This window comes from Stenotrophomonas sp. LC732, from assembly GCF_052446685.1.
Taxonomy (GTDB): Bacteria; Pseudomonadota; Gammaproteobacteria; order Xanthomonadales; family Xanthomonadaceae; genus Stenotrophomonas; species Stenotrophomonas muris.
Window position 1 is genome coordinate 3,882,044 of the sequence record NZ_CP199214.1, and the last position, 15,373, is coordinate 3,897,416.

Here is a 15,373-nt window from a genome sequence, read left to right on the forward strand (position 1 = left end):
CACCCGATGATCCGCGACACTTCCGCACAGGACCAGATCGTTTCCTCCGCCCCGGCCGGCGCCACCCGCGCCAACTGGCAGCGCTACCGCTGGCCGGCGCTGGGCGCCATCGTGCTGCTGGCCGGCATCGGCTGGGCCGTGCATGCTTGGTCCAATGCCAGCCGCTCCTTCGACAGCAGCCGGGTGCGCATCGCCGAAGTGAAGCGCGGCGACCTGGTCCGCGACATCGCCGCCGACGGCCGGGTGATCGCCGCCAACAGCCCGATCCTGTACGCCATCTCGGCCGGCACCGTGGACCTGAAAGTGGTCGCCGGTGACGTGGTCAAGAAGGGCCAGGAACTGGCGGTCATCGACAGCCCGGAACTGCGCAGCAAGCTGGCCCAGGAACAGGCCACCCTGGCCGGCCTGGAAGCCGAGGCCAGCCGTGCCGCGCTGGACGCCACCCTGGCCCGCGCCAAGTCGCGCAAGGAAACCGACCAGGCCACCATCGAGCGCCAGGCCGCCGACCGCGACCTGCAGCGCTTCCAGCGCGGCTACGACGGCGGTGCGGTGCCACAGATCGACCTGGCCAAGGCCAAGGACTCGCTGAAGAAGGCCGATATCACCCTGGCCAACGCCACCACCGATGCGCGCCTGCAGAGCCAGGGCGCCGACCTGGATGCCCGCAACAAGCGCCTGCTGGCCGACCGCCAGAAGGCCGTGGTGGCCGAAGTGCAGCGCCAGGTCGACGCACTGACCCTGCGCGCACCGTTTGACGGCCAGGTCGGCCAGGTGCAGGCGGTCCAGTCCACCAACCTGGCTGCCAACGCGCCGGTGCTGGGCGTGGTCGACCTGTCCAAGTTCGAGGTCGAGATCAAGGTGCCGGAGAGCTTCGCCCGCGACCTGGCGATCGGCATGCCGGCGCAGCTGACCGGCGGCAATGGCAAGCCGTTCCCGGGCGAGATCAGCGCGGTGTCGCCGGAAGTGGTCAACGGCGAGGTCAACGCCCGCGTGCGCTTCGCCAGCGCGCAGCCGGAAGGCCTGCGCCAGAGCCAGCGGATGTCGGTGCGCGTGCTGCTCGATACCCGCAAGGACGTGCTGAAGGTCGAGCGCGGCCCGTTCGTCGAACAGGGCAATGGCGTGGCCTACGTGATGGATGGCCGCACCGCGGTGCGGCGTCCGGTGGAACTGGGCGTCAGCAGCCTGGGCGAAGTGGAAATCAAGTCGGGTGTGCAGCCGGGCGACCGCATCGTGGTCTCCGGCAGCGACCTGTTCAAGGACGCCGAACGCGTCTCCGTCAACTGATACCTGATACCTGAATCCTGGAGAGAGGACACCCCATGTACATGCTCGAAATGCGTTCGGTCGCCAAGGTCTTCCGCACCGAACAGGTGGAAACCCACGCGTTGCGCTCGCTGGAACTGCAGGTCAAGGAAGGCGAGTTCGTCGCGGTCACCGGCCCGTCCGGCTCCGGCAAGACCACCTTCCTCAACATCGCCGGCCTGCTGGAAACCTTCACCAGCGGCACCTACCTGCTTGACGGCCAGGACGTGAGCACGCTGGGCGATGACGCCCGCAGCCGCCTGCGCAACCAGAAGATCGGCTTCATCTTCCAGGGCTTCAACCTGATTCCCGACCTGAACCTGTTCGACAACGTCGACGTGCCGCTGCGCTACCGGAAGATGAGTGCCAACGAGCGCCGCGAACGCATCGAGAAGGCGCTCACCCAGGTCGGCCTGGGCTCACGCATGAAGCACTACCCGAACGAACTGTCCGGCGGCCAGCAGCAGCGTGCGGCGATCGCGCGTGCGCTGGCCGGCAGCCCGCGCCTGCTGCTGGCCGACGAACCGACCGGCAACCTGGATACGCAGATGGCCCGCGGCGTGATGGAACTGCTGGAGGAGATCAATGCCGCCGGCACCACCATCGTGATGGTCACCCACGACCCGGAACTGGCCGCGCGCGCGCAGCGCAACGTGCACATCGTCGATGGCCAGGTGACCGACCTGGTGCGCGAACCGGTGCTGGCTACCCCGCCGCGCCACATCGTTGCCGTCAACGAGTGAGGGCGCTCCCATGTTCGCCTACTACACCCGATTGGCGGTACGCAGCTTCCGCCGCAACAAGATCCTGACCGCACTGATGGTGGTCGCCATCGCGCTCGGCATCGGTGCCTCGATGACCACGCTGACGGTGTTCCACGTGCTGTCCGGCGACCCGATTCCCGGCAAGAGCGACCAGCTGTTCTACGTGCAGATCGATCCGCGCCCGCGCGGCGGCTATACCCCGGGTGAGGAGCCTGAGGAACAGATGACACGGCGCGACGCCGAGACCCTGCTGCGCGAGAAGCGCGGCATCCGCCAGGCGATGATGAGCGCGGGCGGCGGCACGGTGGAACCGGAGCTCAGCACGCTCAAGCCGTTCTCGGTGGATACGCGCTGGACGTCGGCCGATTTCTTCCCGATGTTCGACGTGCCGATGCAGTACGGGCGTGCCTGGAACAGCAGCGATGATGACAATCGCAGCCGGGTGGTGGTGCTGTCGAAAGCGATCAACGACAAGCTGTTCCAGGGTGCCGACAGCACCGGTCGCGAGATCCGCCTGAGTGGCCATTCACTGCGGGTGATCGGCGTGATGAAGAAGTGGAATCCCGAACCCCACTTCTTCGATCTGACCACCGGCAACTACGGCAAGGATGAAGACCTGCTGGTGCCGTTTTCCACTGCGATGGACCTGGAGTTCGGCAGCAACGGCAACATGAACTGCTTCGGCGAGAATCCGGATGGCAGCAGCAACTCGATCAACGCGCCCTGCAGCTGGATCCAGTACTGGGTGGAGCTGGATCCGGCCAAGGTCGAGGACTACCGCAGCTACCTGGCCAACTACTCGGACCAGCAGCGCGCAGCGGGCCGTTTCGAGCGCCCTACCAACGTGCGCCTGCGCCCGGTGATGGAGTGGTTGACGTTCAAGAATGCCGTGCCCAGCGACGTGCGCCTGCAGATGTGGCTGGCACTGGGCTTTCTCGGCGTCTGCCTGGTCAACACGGTGGGCCTGCTGCTGGCGAAGTTCCTGCGCCGCAGCGGCGAGATCGGCGTGCGCCGCGCCCTCGGTGCCAGCCGTGGGCAGATCTTCCTGCAATGCCTGGTTGAAGCCGGTGCGATCGGCGTTGCCGGCGGCGTGCTCGGCATCGGCCTGGCCCTGCTCGGCCTGTATGCGGTGCGCCAGCAACCCGTGGACTACGCGAGCCTGGCCCACCTGGACGGCAGCATGCTGCTGCTGGCCATTGGCCTGACCCTGTTCGCCAGCCTCGCCGCTGGTTTCCTGCCCGCCTGGCGCGCGATGCAGGTTACCCCGGCCATCCAGCTCAAGTCGCAGTAAGCACGAGTACGAGGACCTCCCATGGATATCCGCCCCATCCTCAGCACCCTGCGCCGGCACAAGACAGCCGCCGCCCTGATCGTGCTGGAAGTCGCCCTGACCTGCGCCATCGTCTGCAATGCCCTGTTCCTGGTCACCCAGCGCGTTGAACGGATCAGCCAGACCAGCGGCCTGGCCGAGAACGAGCTGGTGTTCGTCCGGGTCAGCGGCATCGGCAAGCAGACCAATGGCCAGGCCCGCACCCAGGAGGACCTGTCCGCCCTGCGCGCCGTTCCCGGGGTCACCGCCGCCGCGAAGGTCAACCAGCTGCCGTTCCGCCCGAACTCCTCCAATACCAGCGTTTCGCTGAAGCAGGAACAGGAACGTCCGACCGCCTTCGTCACCATGTACATGTTCGGCGAAGGTGGACTGTCCACGCTTGGACTGCAGCTGACCGCCGGCCGCGACTTCCAGCCCAGTGAATACAGCAACGTCGAGGATGCACAGAAGAACGCCTCCACCAATACCGCCTCCTCGGTGATCATCAGCCGCACGCTCGCCGACAGGCTGTACCCCGGCGAGAACGCACTGGGCAAGACGTTCTACATGGGCAAGCAGCCACTGCACGTGGTGGGTATTGTCGCGTCATTGGCCACGCCCACCGATTACAACAACAACACCACGCTGTCGATGGTGCTGCCTGTGCGGACCGATTTCACCCAGGGCCCGTACGTCCTGCGCACCGCTCCGGAACGGCGCGAGGAAGTACTCAAGGGCGCGATCGCCGCGCTTGAACGCAACGACCCCAACCGGCTGGTGCGCGAGAAGCTGACCTATGAGGCGCAGCGCAATGACTACTTCAAGAACGACAGGGCCATGGTCGGGCTGCTGATCACGGTGTGCATCTCGCTGCTGGTGGTCACCGCACTGGGCATCATCGGCCTGGCCAGCTTCTGGGTGCAGCAGCGCAGCAAGCAGATTGGTATCCGTCGCGCGCTCGGCGCGACGCGTGGGCAGATCCTGCGCTACTTCCAGACCGAGAACTTCCTGCTGGCCACGCTGGGCATCGTGCTGGGCATGCTGGCCGCCTATGCGATCAACCTGGCACTGATGAACATGTACGAGCTGCCGCGCATGCCGCTGCACTACCTGCCGCTGGGCGCACTGCTGCTGTGGGTGCTTGGCCAGATCGCGGTGTTCGGACCGGCCCGGCGCGCGGCAGCGGTACCGCCTGCGGTTGCCACGCGGGGCGCATGAGATGCGTATCCGCTGGATGCTGATGATGATGCTCCTGCCACTGCCGGCACTGGCCGGCGGTGGCAGCTCGCAGACACTGGAGTGGCGCCAGGACGATGCGCGCCTGGCATTGCGTTCGAGCGAAGGCCAGGTGCGCGTGGAAGCCGCCGGCCCGGAAGCCCGCTTCGGCGTGCGCAGCGGCGATCGCATCCTGCGGGTGGATGACACCACCGTACGCAGGATCGAGCATCTTGCCGAGGCCCTGCGGCGTTCAAGCGCCGCCAGGGCCTATCTCCTGCTGCAGCGCGACAGGCAGGAACTGACGGTCGCGGTGGACGCCGCTGCCTGGCGCAGGGCGCTGGTCGCTCCGCCTCCGCCAGCACCGCCACCGCCGCCGCCCCGACGCTGAGCCCGCCGCCCCGACGGCTACGGGTTTGGCTATGCTTGATGGGTGGCGCCGGGCTCTCCCGGCGTATGGACACGAACACGGCTCCATCGGCGCCGCCCATCCCTTTCTGCAGAACCGCTTGATGCCTTCGATCCTGATCATCGACGACAACGCCAGTGTGGGCACTGCACTGGACGTGCTGTTCTCCCTGCACGACATCGACACCCTGCAGGCGCAGAGCCCGGCCGAGGGGCTGGCCCTGCTCGAGTCGCAGCCGGTCGACCTGGTGATCCAGGACATGAACTTCAGCGAGGACACCACCTCCGGCGAGGAGGGCGAAGCGCTGTTCGCACAGATCCGCGCACGCCACCCGGACCTGCCGGTGATCCTGCTGACGGCCTGGACCCACCTGAGCAGCGCGGTGGACCTGGTCAAGGCCGGCGCCGCCGACTACCTGGCCAAGCCCTGGGACGACCGCAAGCTGCTGACCACGGTCAACAACCTGCTGGAGCTGTCCGAGGCGCGGCGCGAACTGGACCGCCGCCGCAGCCGTGAGCTGCGCCAGCGCAATGCGCTGGAAGAAAAGTACGACCTGTGCGGTGCGGTCTTCGCCGATCCGGCCAGCGAGCGCGTCATCGCCCTGGCCTGCCAGGTCGCGCGCTCCGAGCTGCCGGTGCTGATCACCGGTCCCAATGGTGCCGGCAAGGAGAAGATCGCGCAGATCATCCAGGCCAATTCACTGGTGGCCAAGGGCCCGTTCATCACGGTCAACTGCGGCGCGTTGCCGTCGGAGCTGATCGAGGCCGAACTGTTCGGTGCCGAGGCCGGCGCCTACACCGGCGCCAACAAGGCACGCGAGGGCAAGTTCGAAGCCGCCGACGGAGGCACGCTGTTCCTGGATGAGATCGGCAACCTGTCGCTGGGCGGGCAGATGAAGCTGTTGCGCGTGCTGGAAACCGGCCGCTTCGAGCGCCTGGGTTCCAATCGCGAACGCCAGGTCAAAGTCCGCGTGGTCAGCGCGACCAATGCCGACCTGCCGGCGATGATCCGCGACGGCACGTTCCGCGAAGATCTCTATTACCGCCTCAATACAGTGGAACTGGTACTACCGCCGTTGGCCGAGCGCGCGGGCGACATCGTTCCACTGGCCGAGCGTTTCCTGACGGCCGGCAAGCCGCTGTCCAGTGCCGCCAGTGCCGCCCTGCAACGGCACCCGTGGCCGGGCAACGTGCGCGAACTGCGCAACGTGATCCAGCGTGCCGAACTGCTGGCGACCGGCAACCGCATCGAGGTGGCCGACCTGAACCTGCCGCGCACCGCACCGGCGCCACGCCCCGCACCGAGCGCTGGCAACGATCCCGACCGCGAGCGCATCGAGGACGTGCTGGCACGCAACCACGGCGTCATCGCCCAGGCGGCTGCCGAACTCGGCCTGAGCCGCCAGGCCCTGTACCGGCGCATGGACCGCCACGGCATCCCACGCGAATGAAGCGGCGCTCGTTCACCTTCCGCCTGTTCCTGCGCCTGCTGCCGGTGCTGGCGCTGGCCGCTGCGCTGCCGTGGCTGCTGGCGTACTGGATGAACCATGGCTGGGTGGTGACCACGGCGTCGGCCGTGATCCTGCTGGCGTTGATGTGGTGGACCCTGCGCCGCGCCACCGCACCGGTGCGCTCGCTGATGCGCGCACTGTCCGGCACCACCAGCAGCTACCGCGACGGCGAGTACAACTTCGGCGTGTACTGGCCGGGCAACGACGAACTGGGCGACCTGGTGCAGGCGCACCGCGAGCTGGGCGATGTGCTGCGCGAACAGCGGCAGGGCCTGGTGCAGCGCGAACTGCTGCTGGACACCATGGTGCAGAACACGCCGGTGGCCATGCTGCTGATTGCCTCCGGCGGCGATGGCATCGCCCGCGTGGTGTTCTCCAACCTGGCTGCGCGCAAGCTGCTGCATGGCGGCTGGAAGCTGGAAGGCCAGCGTCTGGAAGAGGTGCTGGAACAGGTGCCGGTAGAGCTGCGCGATGCCATCGCCCGCGGCGGCGACAGCCTGTTCGCGGTGCATGCCGAGGGCGAGGACGGCGACGAGGATGACGAGCAGGTCTACCACCTGTCGCGCCGCGCCTTCCAGCTCAACGGACGTCCGCACGACCTGCTGCTGGTACGCCTGCTCACCGCCGAACTGCGCCGCCAGGAAGTGCAGACGTGGAAGAAGGTGATCCGGGTGATCAGCCACGAGCTCAACAACTCACTGGCACCGATCGCCTCGCTGGCCCACTCCGGTGGCGTGCTGGTGCAGCGCGAACGCTTCGACCGGTTGCCGGAGATCTTCACCACCATCGAGGACCGCGCACGCCACCTGGAAGGCTTCATCCGTGGCTATGCACGCTTCGCAAAGCTGCCGCAGCCGCAACTGCAGACCGTGCACTGGGCGCCGTTCCTGTCCAGCCTGCGCCAGCAGATCCCGTTCACCATGGAACGCGAGCCGGACGAGGACCTGAGCAGCCGCATCGACATCGCGCAGTTCGGGCAGGCATTGCTGAATCTTCTGAAGAACGCGCATGAAGCCTGCGCCGAGGCCGATCCGCCCAACGATGACGTACAGGTGCAACTCACGCGGCTGCCGCAATGGCTGCGCCTGGACGTACTGGATCGCGGCAAGGGCATGAACGAGCAGGTGCTGCAGAACGCCTTGATGCCGTTCTATTCGACCAAGCGCAACGGCACCGGCCTGGGGTTGGCACTGACGCGCGAGATCGTGGAAGCGCACGGTGGCCGCGTGTCGCTGCAGAACCGCGGCGATGGCGGGTTGTGCGTGTCGATCCTGTTGCCGGTGGGTTGAGCGGGCCGATCGGGTAGCTCCACGCCATGCGCGGATGTGCCGACCAGGGCCGGCACCTACCAGGTCCGCCGCATCGCCACCCGCAGGTGCATCGGAAACCCGAGCGCAGCCTCTTCGGCCATGACGGCGCGCAGGCCGTCGTTCCACTCAGCCTCAGGCACTACGTCGAACCCTTCGCTGGCATAGAAGGCTGCATTCCATGGCACATCGCTCAAGGTGGTCAGCACCGCTGCAGCAAAGCCGGTGGCCCTGGCCTGCGCCAAGGCGTGCCGCAGCAATGCGCGGCCATGGCCACGACGCGCGTGCGCCGGGTCCACATCCATCTGCAGGACATGGAACTCGCCACACAGCTCGCCGCCCAGCAGGTAACCGGCAATGTCGCCGCCGGGGCCGTCCACAACCCACAACTGGCCCCGCTGAAGGCCGTCCTGCAGCGTCGGCAGATCCAGGCCGTGGCCGGCAAATACCGGATGGGCTTCGTGATCCTTCAGCAGTTCGCCGGCACGCTGTTCAATTGCCGGCAGCACGCCGAGCTCGTCGGCATGCGGAATACGTGGCTCAGGACTTCTTGACCGGGCGCTTCCAGCCATCGATGGTTTCCTGTCGTGCGCGGGCCAGTGTCAGCTTGCCGTCCGGGGCGGTGCGGGTGATGACCGAACCGGCAGCGATGGTCGCGCCCTCGCCGATCGTCAGCGGCGCCACCAGCGAACTGTTGGAACCGATGAACGCGTTGTCGCCGATGGTGGTGGTCGACTTGTTCACGCCGTCGTAGTTGCAGGTGATGGTGCCGGCACCGATGTTCACCTTGCTGCCGATCACCGCATCACCCAGATAGGTGAGGTGGTTGGCCTTGCTGCCGACGCCGAGGGTGACCTTCTTGGTTTCGACGAAGTTGCCGACGTGCACGCCATCGGCCAGCACGGTACCTGGGCGGAGGCGCGCGAACGGACCGACCAGCGCCGCGCCTTCGGTGACCACACCCTCCAGATCACAGTGCGCGCGTACTTCGGTACCGGGGCCGAGAGTAACGTCCTTCAGGCGGTTGAACGGACCGATGGTAACGCCGTCGCCGAGCACGATGTTGCCTTCGAGAACGACATCGACATCGATCAGCACGTCACTGCCCACGGTGACGGTGCCACGGATGTCGAGTCGTGCCGGGTCGCGCACGCGTGCACCCTGTGCGCACAGCGCACGCACGGCGCGATGCTGCCAGGCACGCTCCAGCTGAGACAGCTGCCAGGGATCGTTTGCCCCCTCGGCTTCCTGCGCGTCGGCCACCAGCGCCATTTCGGCCGGGGTGTACTCATGCGCGGCAAACGCGAACACGTCGGTCAGGTAGTACTCGCCCTGTGCATTGCGGTTGGACAGCTGCGACAGCCAGCGGCGCAGCGCGGTCGACTCCGCGGCGATGATGCCGGTGTTGATCGTGCGCACGCGCAGCTGGTCGTCGGTCGCGTCCTTCTGCTCGACGATCGCTCCCACCTTGCCTTCGGCATCGCGCAGCACGCGGCCGTAACCGGTCGGGTCATCAACCTCGGCGACCAGTACCGCCAACCGCCCTGGCTGCGCCAGCAGATCGCGCAGGGTCTGCGCGCGGATCAGCGGTACATCGCCGTACAGCACCAGCACCTGCACGGCATCCGGCACCTGCGGCATCGCCTGCGCCACCGCGTGGCCCGTACCCAGCTGCTGCGCCTGTTCAGCCCACTGCAGGTCGGGCTGGTCGGCAAACTGTTGCCGCACCGCCTCACCGCCATGGCCGTAGACCACATGGATGGCCGCCGGTTGCAGTTCGCGGGCCGCATCGATCACGTGCGCCAGCATCGGTTGGCCGGCGACCGGCTGCAGCACCTTCGGCAGCACCGACCTCATGCGCTTGCCGGCGCCGGCGGCGAGGATGATGACGTGCAGGGCTTGGGTCATGGGAACGGCAGTCCGTGGTTCGTTGCCGACGATTCTAGAGCGTACGCCGTTAACATGGGCATCCCTCCTCCTTCACCATGCCGATGAGCCTTGTCCGCCAGGGAAGCGCCTACCTCGTGATCGGGCTCGTGCAGCTGCTGGTCGATTGGCTGGTGTTCGTGGTCGCCACCGCGCTTGGCATGCCGGTCGCACCGGCCAACGTCGCCGGGCGCCTGGCCGGCATGCTGCTGGGCTTCTGGCTCAACGGCCGCTACACCTTTGCCGAGGCCGGCACCCACAAGCTGGGCTGGAGGCGTTTCGCACGCTTTTTCGCGCTGTGGCTGCTGCTGACCGCGGCAAGCACGTTGCTGGTGAGCCTGGTCGACCACGCGCTGGGCCTGCAGTACACCTGGCTGGCCAAGCCACTGGTGGAAGGCGGGCTGGCGTGCGTGTCGTTCCTGTTGATGCGCTACGTGGTGTACCGCTGATCGCGGTCAGCGGTCAGCGATCAGCGATCACCGTCACGGCGCAGGCGCGCTCCCAGTCCCTCACGCCACAGCTGCAGCGCGCTGTAGCGCAACCGCACCTGATGCTGCCCAGCCGGCACGCACAACGCATGGAAGAGGCCATTGCCGCGCAGCAGCGGCAGTACCTGGCCATCCTCGAGCTGCGCCTGCCAGCCACGACCGGTGGTTTCGTTGATCACCACCCATGCTGCATGGTCGGCCACCACCGTCAGCTCGATGCGTCCAGGCTGGTAGCGCAGCACCTGTACCGTGGCCTCGCCGGCATCCTGTTCGGCACAGTGGCTGCTGGCGGCTGCCGGCAGCCATAGCTGCCGGTTGAAATCGGTCTGGTTGAACAGCGGCGCAGGCGGTAGACGCTCCTCATGGCGGCGCACCTGCCGCGGATTCAGCACCCGTGGCAGCACGCTGTCACGCCGCGCAAGTTCGACCTGGTCGCCCTGCGCGCTGGAGCCCGGGAACGGTTCCTGGGCCAGCAGCCAACGCACGCCCAACAGGTCGTACAGGGGAGCAGCGGTGTCTGGCATCCAGGCAGTGGGGACCTTCTGCTGGAAGGTATCCACCGGCTCGCCCGGCATCCCGGTCATCTGCAGATAGTCGCTTGCCAGCAGCGGGTTGTAGCCGTTTGCCAGCGCAATGGCATGCACCGCCGCGCCGTTGGTGAGTCCGCCGATGCCGAAGACCACCGCGCGCTCGGGTATGCCGATATGCCGCTCTGCCGCCAGCAGCGCATAGGCGCGCTGCGCAGGACCCGCACGATCGGCGGTGAGCACCGACTTTGTGCCGCTGCCCGCGTTGAACCTGGTGCCGACGTTGAACAGCAGCAGGTCCAACAGCACCAGCGCCAGCACCCAGCGCGCAGGTGACTGGTGGCGGCGCAGCACCCACACCGCGGCTACGCCCAGCGCGGCGCTGACCGCAAGCCAGGCGAAAGCGAGCGGATGACCATGATCGATCGCCAGCCACGCAGCGCACGCGCCCAGCACTGCGACGACCGCCACGGACACCCGATGCAATCGCAATGGCTGCCGCTGCAGGGCAACCTGCAGGGCACTGGCACCCAGCCACGCCGCCGCAGGCACGGTAAGGAACAGCGCATCGGACGGGCGCCGGAACAGGTCCAGCCCCGGAAGCCAGCCAAACAACCAGGGGAACAGCGGCGTGGCGCCACCCACCGCGACCATGATCGCCAGCGTCAGCGCACACAGCGCGACGCGCGTCGCCGCCGGCTTGCGCCGCAGCACCTCACCGCCCCAGAGCAGCCACAGCGCCAGCGGCACTGCCCCCACATAGAGGTAATCGGCGCTGATATCACCGAAGGCCCAGCTGTCGCCGCGCCCCTGCGAGAACACGTTGCCCGACAGCAGTGTCACCAGTGTCTGCCAGTGGATGGTACCCGGCAGCGCGGCTTCCAGCGTCAGGCCATTGCGATTGGTCTGGTCCAGCCAGGCCAGCGTGGACAGCCACTGCGGCGCACTGATACCACCGGCGAGAATGGCCACCACGCCCAGCTGCCACAGCAGGCGCATGCGCTGCCCCTGTGCCAGCACGACAGCAGCCACGGCGTAGATCACGCACGCGAGGATGATGAAATAGGTGACCTGGGTCAGTTGAAGCGCACACATCCCGCCGGCCACACCGGCCAGCAGGATGTCGCGCATCCGTCCCCGCCGGCGGACCTGCTCCAGGCCCAGCCACAGCCAGGGCAGCAGGCAGTAGCTGATGATCATCGGCGTGTGCTGCAGGCGCGACGCGGCCACGCCACCAAACATCAGCGTGAGCGCGAACAGCAGCTGCGCCGGCGGCGGCATGCCCTGCACGCGGCTCAACCGCAGTGCACCCAGGCCGCCTGCCAGCACATGCAGCAGCACCACCACCGTGAACAGGTGCAGGGAGCCCGGCGCCAGCAGCATCGGCAGCAGCATCATCGGCTGCAGCGTCATCATCTGCGGATCGGCCACCTGCGGGTAGCCACCGTAGAGATACGGATTCCACCAGGGGGCCTGCAGGTGACGCAACTGCTCGGCACTGAAACTGACCGCCGGGAAGAACTGCTGCACGGCATCAAAGGGAATGGTCTTGATGCCACTGAGCCATGGCAGGCACAGAACGATCCACGCAATCAGGAACACGCCTGCCGGTGTGCGCCACGGCCGCTGCCAGCTGCCGCCTTCAATCGCTGTCGAGTGGTGCTGCATTCCCTGCTCCTGTGGCGAACAAACAAAAACGCCGGCAGCTAGCCGGCGCTTGTGCTTGATGACGCGCGAACCTCAGTGCTTGAGATTCTTGCGCAGGCGCTCCAGCGCCTGCAGCTGGACGACGGCTTCGGCCAGCTTCTGCTGGGCTTCAGCCACTTCCATCGCTTCGCCGCGGTTGGCCAGGATGCGCTCGGCTTCTTCCTTGGCCTTGCGGACCGAGGCTTCGTCGATGTCCTGCGCGCGGATCGCGGTGTCGGCCAGCACGGTCACCACCTGCGGCTGCACTTCCAGGATGCCGCCGGAAATGGCGAAATCCAGCTGCTCGCCGTTCGGCGTGGTCACCACCACCTTGCCCGGCTTCAGGCGGGTGATCAGCGGCGCGTGCTTGGGCGCGATGCCCAGTTCGCCCAGCTCACCGGTGGCCACGACCAGGGTCGCTTCGCCACGGAAGATTTCCTGCTCGGCGCTGACGATGTCGCAACGGATCGTGCTCATGCAAATCTCTTCGCTGTTCGCGGCGGCGCAATGCCGCCGTGGGGGTCCACCGGCGCGGGCGGTTGCCCGGCGCCGGCGTCAGGTCAGGCAGGATCGCTCCCGCCCGTCCCGGATCAGGCCTTCTCGGCCATCTTCTTGGCCTTCTCGACCGCTTCTTCGATGCCGCCGACCATGTAGAACGCCTGCTCCGGCAGGTGGTCGTACTCGCCATCGACGATGGCCTTGAAGCCACGGATGGTGTCCTTCAGCGGCACGTACTTGCCCGGCGAACCGGTGAACACTTCGGCCACGTGGAACGGCTGGCTGAAGAAGCGCTCGATCTTGCGGGCGCGCGACACGGCCTGCTTGTCTTCTTCGGACAGTTCGTCCATGCCCAGGATGGCGATGATGTCCTTCAGTTCCTTGTACTTCTGCAGGGTCTGCTGGACGCGCTGGGCGGTGTCGTAGTGCTCGTGGCCGATGACCAGCGGATCCATCTGGCGGCTGGTGGAGTCCAGCGGGTCGACGGCCGGGTAGATACCCAGCGAGGCGATCGAACGCGACAGGGTCACGGTCGAGTCCAGGTGGGCGAAGGTGGTCGCCGGCGACGGGTCGGTCAGGTCGTCCGCGGGAACGTAGACGGCCTGGATCGAGGTGATCGAACCGTTCTTGGTCGAGGTGATGCGCTCCTGCAGGACGCCCATTTCCTCGGCCAGGGTCGGCTGGTAACCCACGGCGGACGGCATGCGGCCCAGCAGTGCCGACACTTCGGTACCGGCCAGGGTGTAACGGTAGATGTTGTCGACGAACAGCAGGACGTCCTTACCCTTGCCGTTTTCGTCCTTCTCGTCGCGGAAGTACTCGGCCATGGTCAGGCCGGTCAGGGCGACGCGCAGACGGTTGCCCGGCGGCTCGTTCATCTGGCCGTACACCATCGCCACCTTGTCCAGGACGTTGGAGTCCTTCATTTCGTGGTAGAAGTCGTTGCCCTCACGGGTACGCTCACCCACGCCGGCGAACACGGACAGACCGCTGTGCGCCTTGGCGATGTTGTTGATCAGTTCCATCATGTTGACGGTCTTGCCGACGCCGGCGCCGCCGAACAGGCCGACCTTGCCGCCCTTGGCGAACGGGCACATCAGGTCGATGACCTTGATGCCGGTTTCCAGCAGCTCGGTGGCCGGGGACTGGTCTTCATACGACGGCGCAGCGCGGTGGATTTCCCAGTTGTCGCTGGCAGCGACCGGGCCGGCTTCGTCGATCGGACGGCCAAGCACGTCCATGATGCGGCCCAGGGTGCCGGCGCCGACCGGCACCGAGATGCCACGGCCGGTGTTGACGGCAACCAGGTTGCGCTTCAGGCCGTCGGTGGAACCGAGGGCGATGGTACGCACCACGCCGTCGCCCAGCTGCTGCTGGACTTCGAGGGTGATCTCGGTGTTTTCCACCTTCAGTGCGTCGTACACCTTCGGCACCGATTCACGCGGGAATTCGACGTCGACGACCGCGCCGATGATCTGAACGATCTTGCCCTGACTCATTGCTGCATCCTCTAATGTGTGCTTTGAACGAACGCGGTCAGACTGCTGCCGCGCCGCCGACGATTTCGGAGATTTCCTGGGTGATCGCTGCCTGGCGCGCCTTGTTGTAGACGAGCTGCAGGGTGCCGATCAGCTTGTTGGCGTTGTCGCTCGCCGCCTTCATCGCAACCATGCGTGCCGCATGCTCGGAGGCGACGTTTTCCAGCAGTGCCTGGTACACCAGCGACTCGATGTAACGCGTCATCACGTGCTCGAGCACGGTCGCGGCATCGGGTTCGTACAGGTAGTCCCAGTCGTGGTGAGCGACCTGCTTCTCAGCCGGCGGCAGCGGCAGCAGCTGATCGAAGCTGGCCTTCTGCACCATGGTGTTCACGAAGCGGTTGTAGACCAGGTACACGCGGTCGATCCTGCCTTCGGTGAAGGCGTCGAGCATGACCTTGATCACACCGATCAGCGATTCCAGCTTCGGCACGTCGCCGATGTGGGTCACGCTGCCGACCATGTTGACCTTCACGCGGCGGAAGAAGGTCGAAGCCTTCTGGCCGATGGTCACCAGGTCCACTTCGGCACCCTTGTCCTGCCATGCCTTGGCTTCGCCCAGCATCTTGCGGAACAGGTTGTTGTTCAGGCCGCCGGCCAGACCGCGATCGGAGGAGATCACGATGAAACCGACCCGCTTGACCTGCTCGCGCTCGACCAGGAACGGATGCTGGTAGTCGGTGCTGGCCTGGGCCAGATGACCGATCACCTGCTTCATCGCCTGCGCGTACGGACGCGAGGTCTTCATCCGATCCTGCGCCTTGCGGATCTTGGAGGCCGAGACCATTTCCAGGGCGCGCGTCACCTTGCGGGTGTTCTGCACGCTCTTGATCTTGGTTTTGATTTCGCGTCCGCTTGCCATCTCTTGTTTCCCGTGGCGCGGGGCTGATGCCC

Annotated in this window: 14 protein-coding genes; 8 read left to right on the top strand and 6 right to left on the bottom strand. The window is 66.6% G+C overall.

Features of this window, described 5'->3' with window-relative positions; all coding sequences use genetic code 11:
* Window positions 1–6: 6 nt before the first annotated feature.
* From ACT6SE_RS18325 to ACT6SE_RS18355, 7 genes are all read left to right on the top strand, one after another.
* Window positions 7–1,284 (top strand): efflux RND transporter periplasmic adaptor subunit, encoded by a 1,278-nt coding sequence (locus ACT6SE_RS18325; RefSeq protein WP_014648483.1) that lies wholly within the window; start codon window positions 7–9, stop codon window positions 1,282–1,284.
* 35 nt (window positions 1,285–1,319) lie between these two features.
* Complete coding sequence (locus tag ACT6SE_RS18330; RefSeq protein ID WP_014648484.1) at window positions 1,320–2,045, top strand: ABC transporter ATP-binding protein; 726 nt, start codon at window positions 1,320–1,322, stop codon at window positions 2,043–2,045.
* Window positions 2,046–2,055: 10 nt separating this feature from the next.
* A complete protein-coding gene (locus tag ACT6SE_RS18335) occupies window positions 2,056–3,357 on the top strand; it encodes an ABC transporter permease (RefSeq protein ID WP_046432623.1) in 1,302 nt (433 codons plus the stop codon).
* A 21-nt stretch (window positions 3,358–3,378) separates the two neighbouring features.
* Window positions 3,379–4,593 (top strand): ABC transporter permease, encoded by a 1,215-nt coding sequence (locus ACT6SE_RS18340; RefSeq protein ID WP_014648486.1) that lies wholly within the window; start codon window positions 3,379–3,381, stop codon window positions 4,591–4,593.
* 16 nt (window positions 4,594–4,609) lie between these two features.
* Window positions 4,610–4,981 carry a PDZ domain-containing protein gene (locus ACT6SE_RS18345; protein ID WP_014648487.1) on the top strand — a complete coding sequence of 124 codons (372 nt, stop codon included), beginning with the start codon at window positions 4,610–4,612 and terminating at the stop codon, window positions 4,979–4,981.
* A 121-nt stretch (window positions 4,982–5,102) separates the two neighbouring features.
* Window positions 5,103–6,449, top strand: a complete 1,347-nt coding sequence (locus tag ACT6SE_RS18350; protein WP_014648488.1) for a sigma-54-dependent transcriptional regulator — start codon at window positions 5,103–5,105, stop codon at window positions 6,447–6,449.
* The gene (locus ACT6SE_RS18355) at window positions 6,446–7,798 is read left to right on the top strand and encodes a sensor histidine kinase (protein ID WP_014648489.1); all 1,353 of its coding nucleotides are present in this window, start codon (window positions 6,446–6,448) and stop codon (window positions 7,796–7,798) included. Before ACT6SE_RS18350 ends, ACT6SE_RS18355 begins: the two co-directional genes overlap by 4 nt.
* Before the next feature lie 56 nt (window positions 7,799–7,854).
* Here the strand turns inward: ACT6SE_RS18355 and ACT6SE_RS18360 are convergent, their stop codons facing one another.
* Window positions 7,855–8,388 (bottom strand): GNAT family N-acetyltransferase, encoded by a 534-nt coding sequence (locus ACT6SE_RS18360; RefSeq protein WP_046432626.1) that lies wholly within the window; start codon window positions 8,386–8,388, stop codon window positions 7,855–7,857.
* Window positions 8,357–9,724: a bifunctional UDP-N-acetylglucosamine diphosphorylase/glucosamine-1-phosphate N-acetyltransferase GlmU gene (gene glmU, locus ACT6SE_RS18365; RefSeq protein WP_046432629.1), complete on the bottom strand. Its 1,368-nt coding sequence runs from the start codon at window positions 9,722–9,724 to the stop codon at window positions 8,357–8,359. Before glmU ends, ACT6SE_RS18360 begins: the two co-directional genes overlap by 32 nt.
* 83 nt (window positions 9,725–9,807) lie before the next feature.
* Between glmU and ACT6SE_RS18370 the strand changes: the two genes are divergently transcribed.
* On the top strand, window positions 9,808–10,191 hold the full coding sequence (locus ACT6SE_RS18370) for a GtrA family protein (protein ID WP_032961251.1): 384 nt from the start codon (window positions 9,808–9,810) through the stop codon (window positions 10,189–10,191).
* Between the two features lie 20 nt (window positions 10,192–10,211).
* On the opposite strand, the gene ACT6SE_RS18375 is transcribed toward ACT6SE_RS18370, so the two are convergent.
* The 4 genes from ACT6SE_RS18375 to atpG all read right to left on the bottom strand — a co-directional run bounded on the left by ACT6SE_RS18375 (window position 10,212) and on the right by atpG (window position 15,341).
* The gene (locus ACT6SE_RS18375; RefSeq protein WP_046432632.1) at window positions 10,212–12,425 is read right to left on the bottom strand and encodes a hypothetical protein; all 2,214 of its coding nucleotides are present in this window, start codon (window positions 12,423–12,425) and stop codon (window positions 10,212–10,214) included.
* A 72-nt stretch (window positions 12,426–12,497) separates the two neighbouring features.
* On the bottom strand, window positions 12,498–12,920 hold the full coding sequence (locus ACT6SE_RS18380; protein WP_005419509.1) for a F0F1 ATP synthase subunit epsilon: 423 nt from the start codon (window positions 12,918–12,920) through the stop codon (window positions 12,498–12,500).
* Between the two features lie 113 nt (window positions 12,921–13,033).
* On the bottom strand, window positions 13,034–14,440 hold the full coding sequence (gene atpD, locus ACT6SE_RS18385) for a F0F1 ATP synthase subunit beta (RefSeq protein WP_005419510.1): 1,407 nt from the start codon (window positions 14,438–14,440) through the stop codon (window positions 13,034–13,036).
* Window positions 14,441–14,477: 37 nt separating this feature from the next.
* Entirely contained in the window at window positions 14,478–15,341 is an 864-nt protein-coding gene (gene atpG, locus ACT6SE_RS18390) for a F0F1 ATP synthase subunit gamma (RefSeq protein WP_014648494.1), read from the bottom strand.
* Window positions 15,342–15,373: the final 32 nt, after the last annotated feature.

Bases quoted from the DNA above. Each gene is read 5' to 3' on its own strand.
- ACT6SE_RS18325 (WP_014648483.1), top strand. From the start codon at position 7: ATGATCCGCGACACTTCCGCACAGGACCAGATCGTTTCCTCCGCCCCG.
- ACT6SE_RS18330 (WP_014648484.1), top strand. From the start codon at position 1,320: ATGTACATGCTCGAAATGCGTTCGGTCGCCAAGGTCTTCCGCACCGAA.
- ACT6SE_RS18335 (WP_046432623.1), top strand. From the start codon at position 2,056: ATGTTCGCCTACTACACCCGATTGGCGGTACGCAGCTTCCGCCGCAAC.
- ACT6SE_RS18340 (WP_014648486.1), top strand. From the start codon at position 3,379: ATGGATATCCGCCCCATCCTCAGCACCCTGCGCCGGCACAAGACAGCC.
- ACT6SE_RS18345 (WP_014648487.1), top strand. From the start codon at position 4,610: ATGCTGATGATGATGCTCCTGCCACTGCCGGCACTGGCCGGCGGTGGC.
- ACT6SE_RS18350 (WP_014648488.1), top strand. From the start codon at position 5,103: ATGCCTTCGATCCTGATCATCGACGACAACGCCAGTGTGGGCACTGCA.
- ACT6SE_RS18355 (WP_014648489.1), top strand. From the start codon at position 6,446: ATGAAGCGGCGCTCGTTCACCTTCCGCCTGTTCCTGCGCCTGCTGCCG.
- ACT6SE_RS18360 (WP_046432626.1), bottom strand. From the start codon at position 8,388: ATGGCTGGAAGCGCCCGGTCAAGAAGTCCTGAGCCACGTATTCCGCAT.
- glmU (WP_046432629.1), bottom strand. From the start codon at position 9,724: ATGACCCAAGCCCTGCACGTCATCATCCTCGCCGCCGGCGCCGGCAAG.
- ACT6SE_RS18370 (WP_032961251.1), top strand. From the start codon at position 9,808: ATGAGCCTTGTCCGCCAGGGAAGCGCCTACCTCGTGATCGGGCTCGTG.
- ACT6SE_RS18375 (WP_046432632.1), bottom strand. From the start codon at position 12,425: ATGCAGCACCACTCGACAGCGATTGAAGGCGGCAGCTGGCAGCGGCCG.
- ACT6SE_RS18380 (WP_005419509.1), bottom strand. From the start codon at position 12,920: ATGAGCACGATCCGTTGCGACATCGTCAGCGCCGAGCAGGAAATCTTC.
- atpD (WP_005419510.1), bottom strand. From the start codon at position 14,440: ATGAGTCAGGGCAAGATCGTTCAGATCATCGGCGCGGTCGTCGACGTC.
- atpG (WP_014648494.1), bottom strand. From the start codon at position 15,341: ATGGCAAGCGGACGCGAAATCAAAACCAAGATCAAGAGCGTGCAGAAC.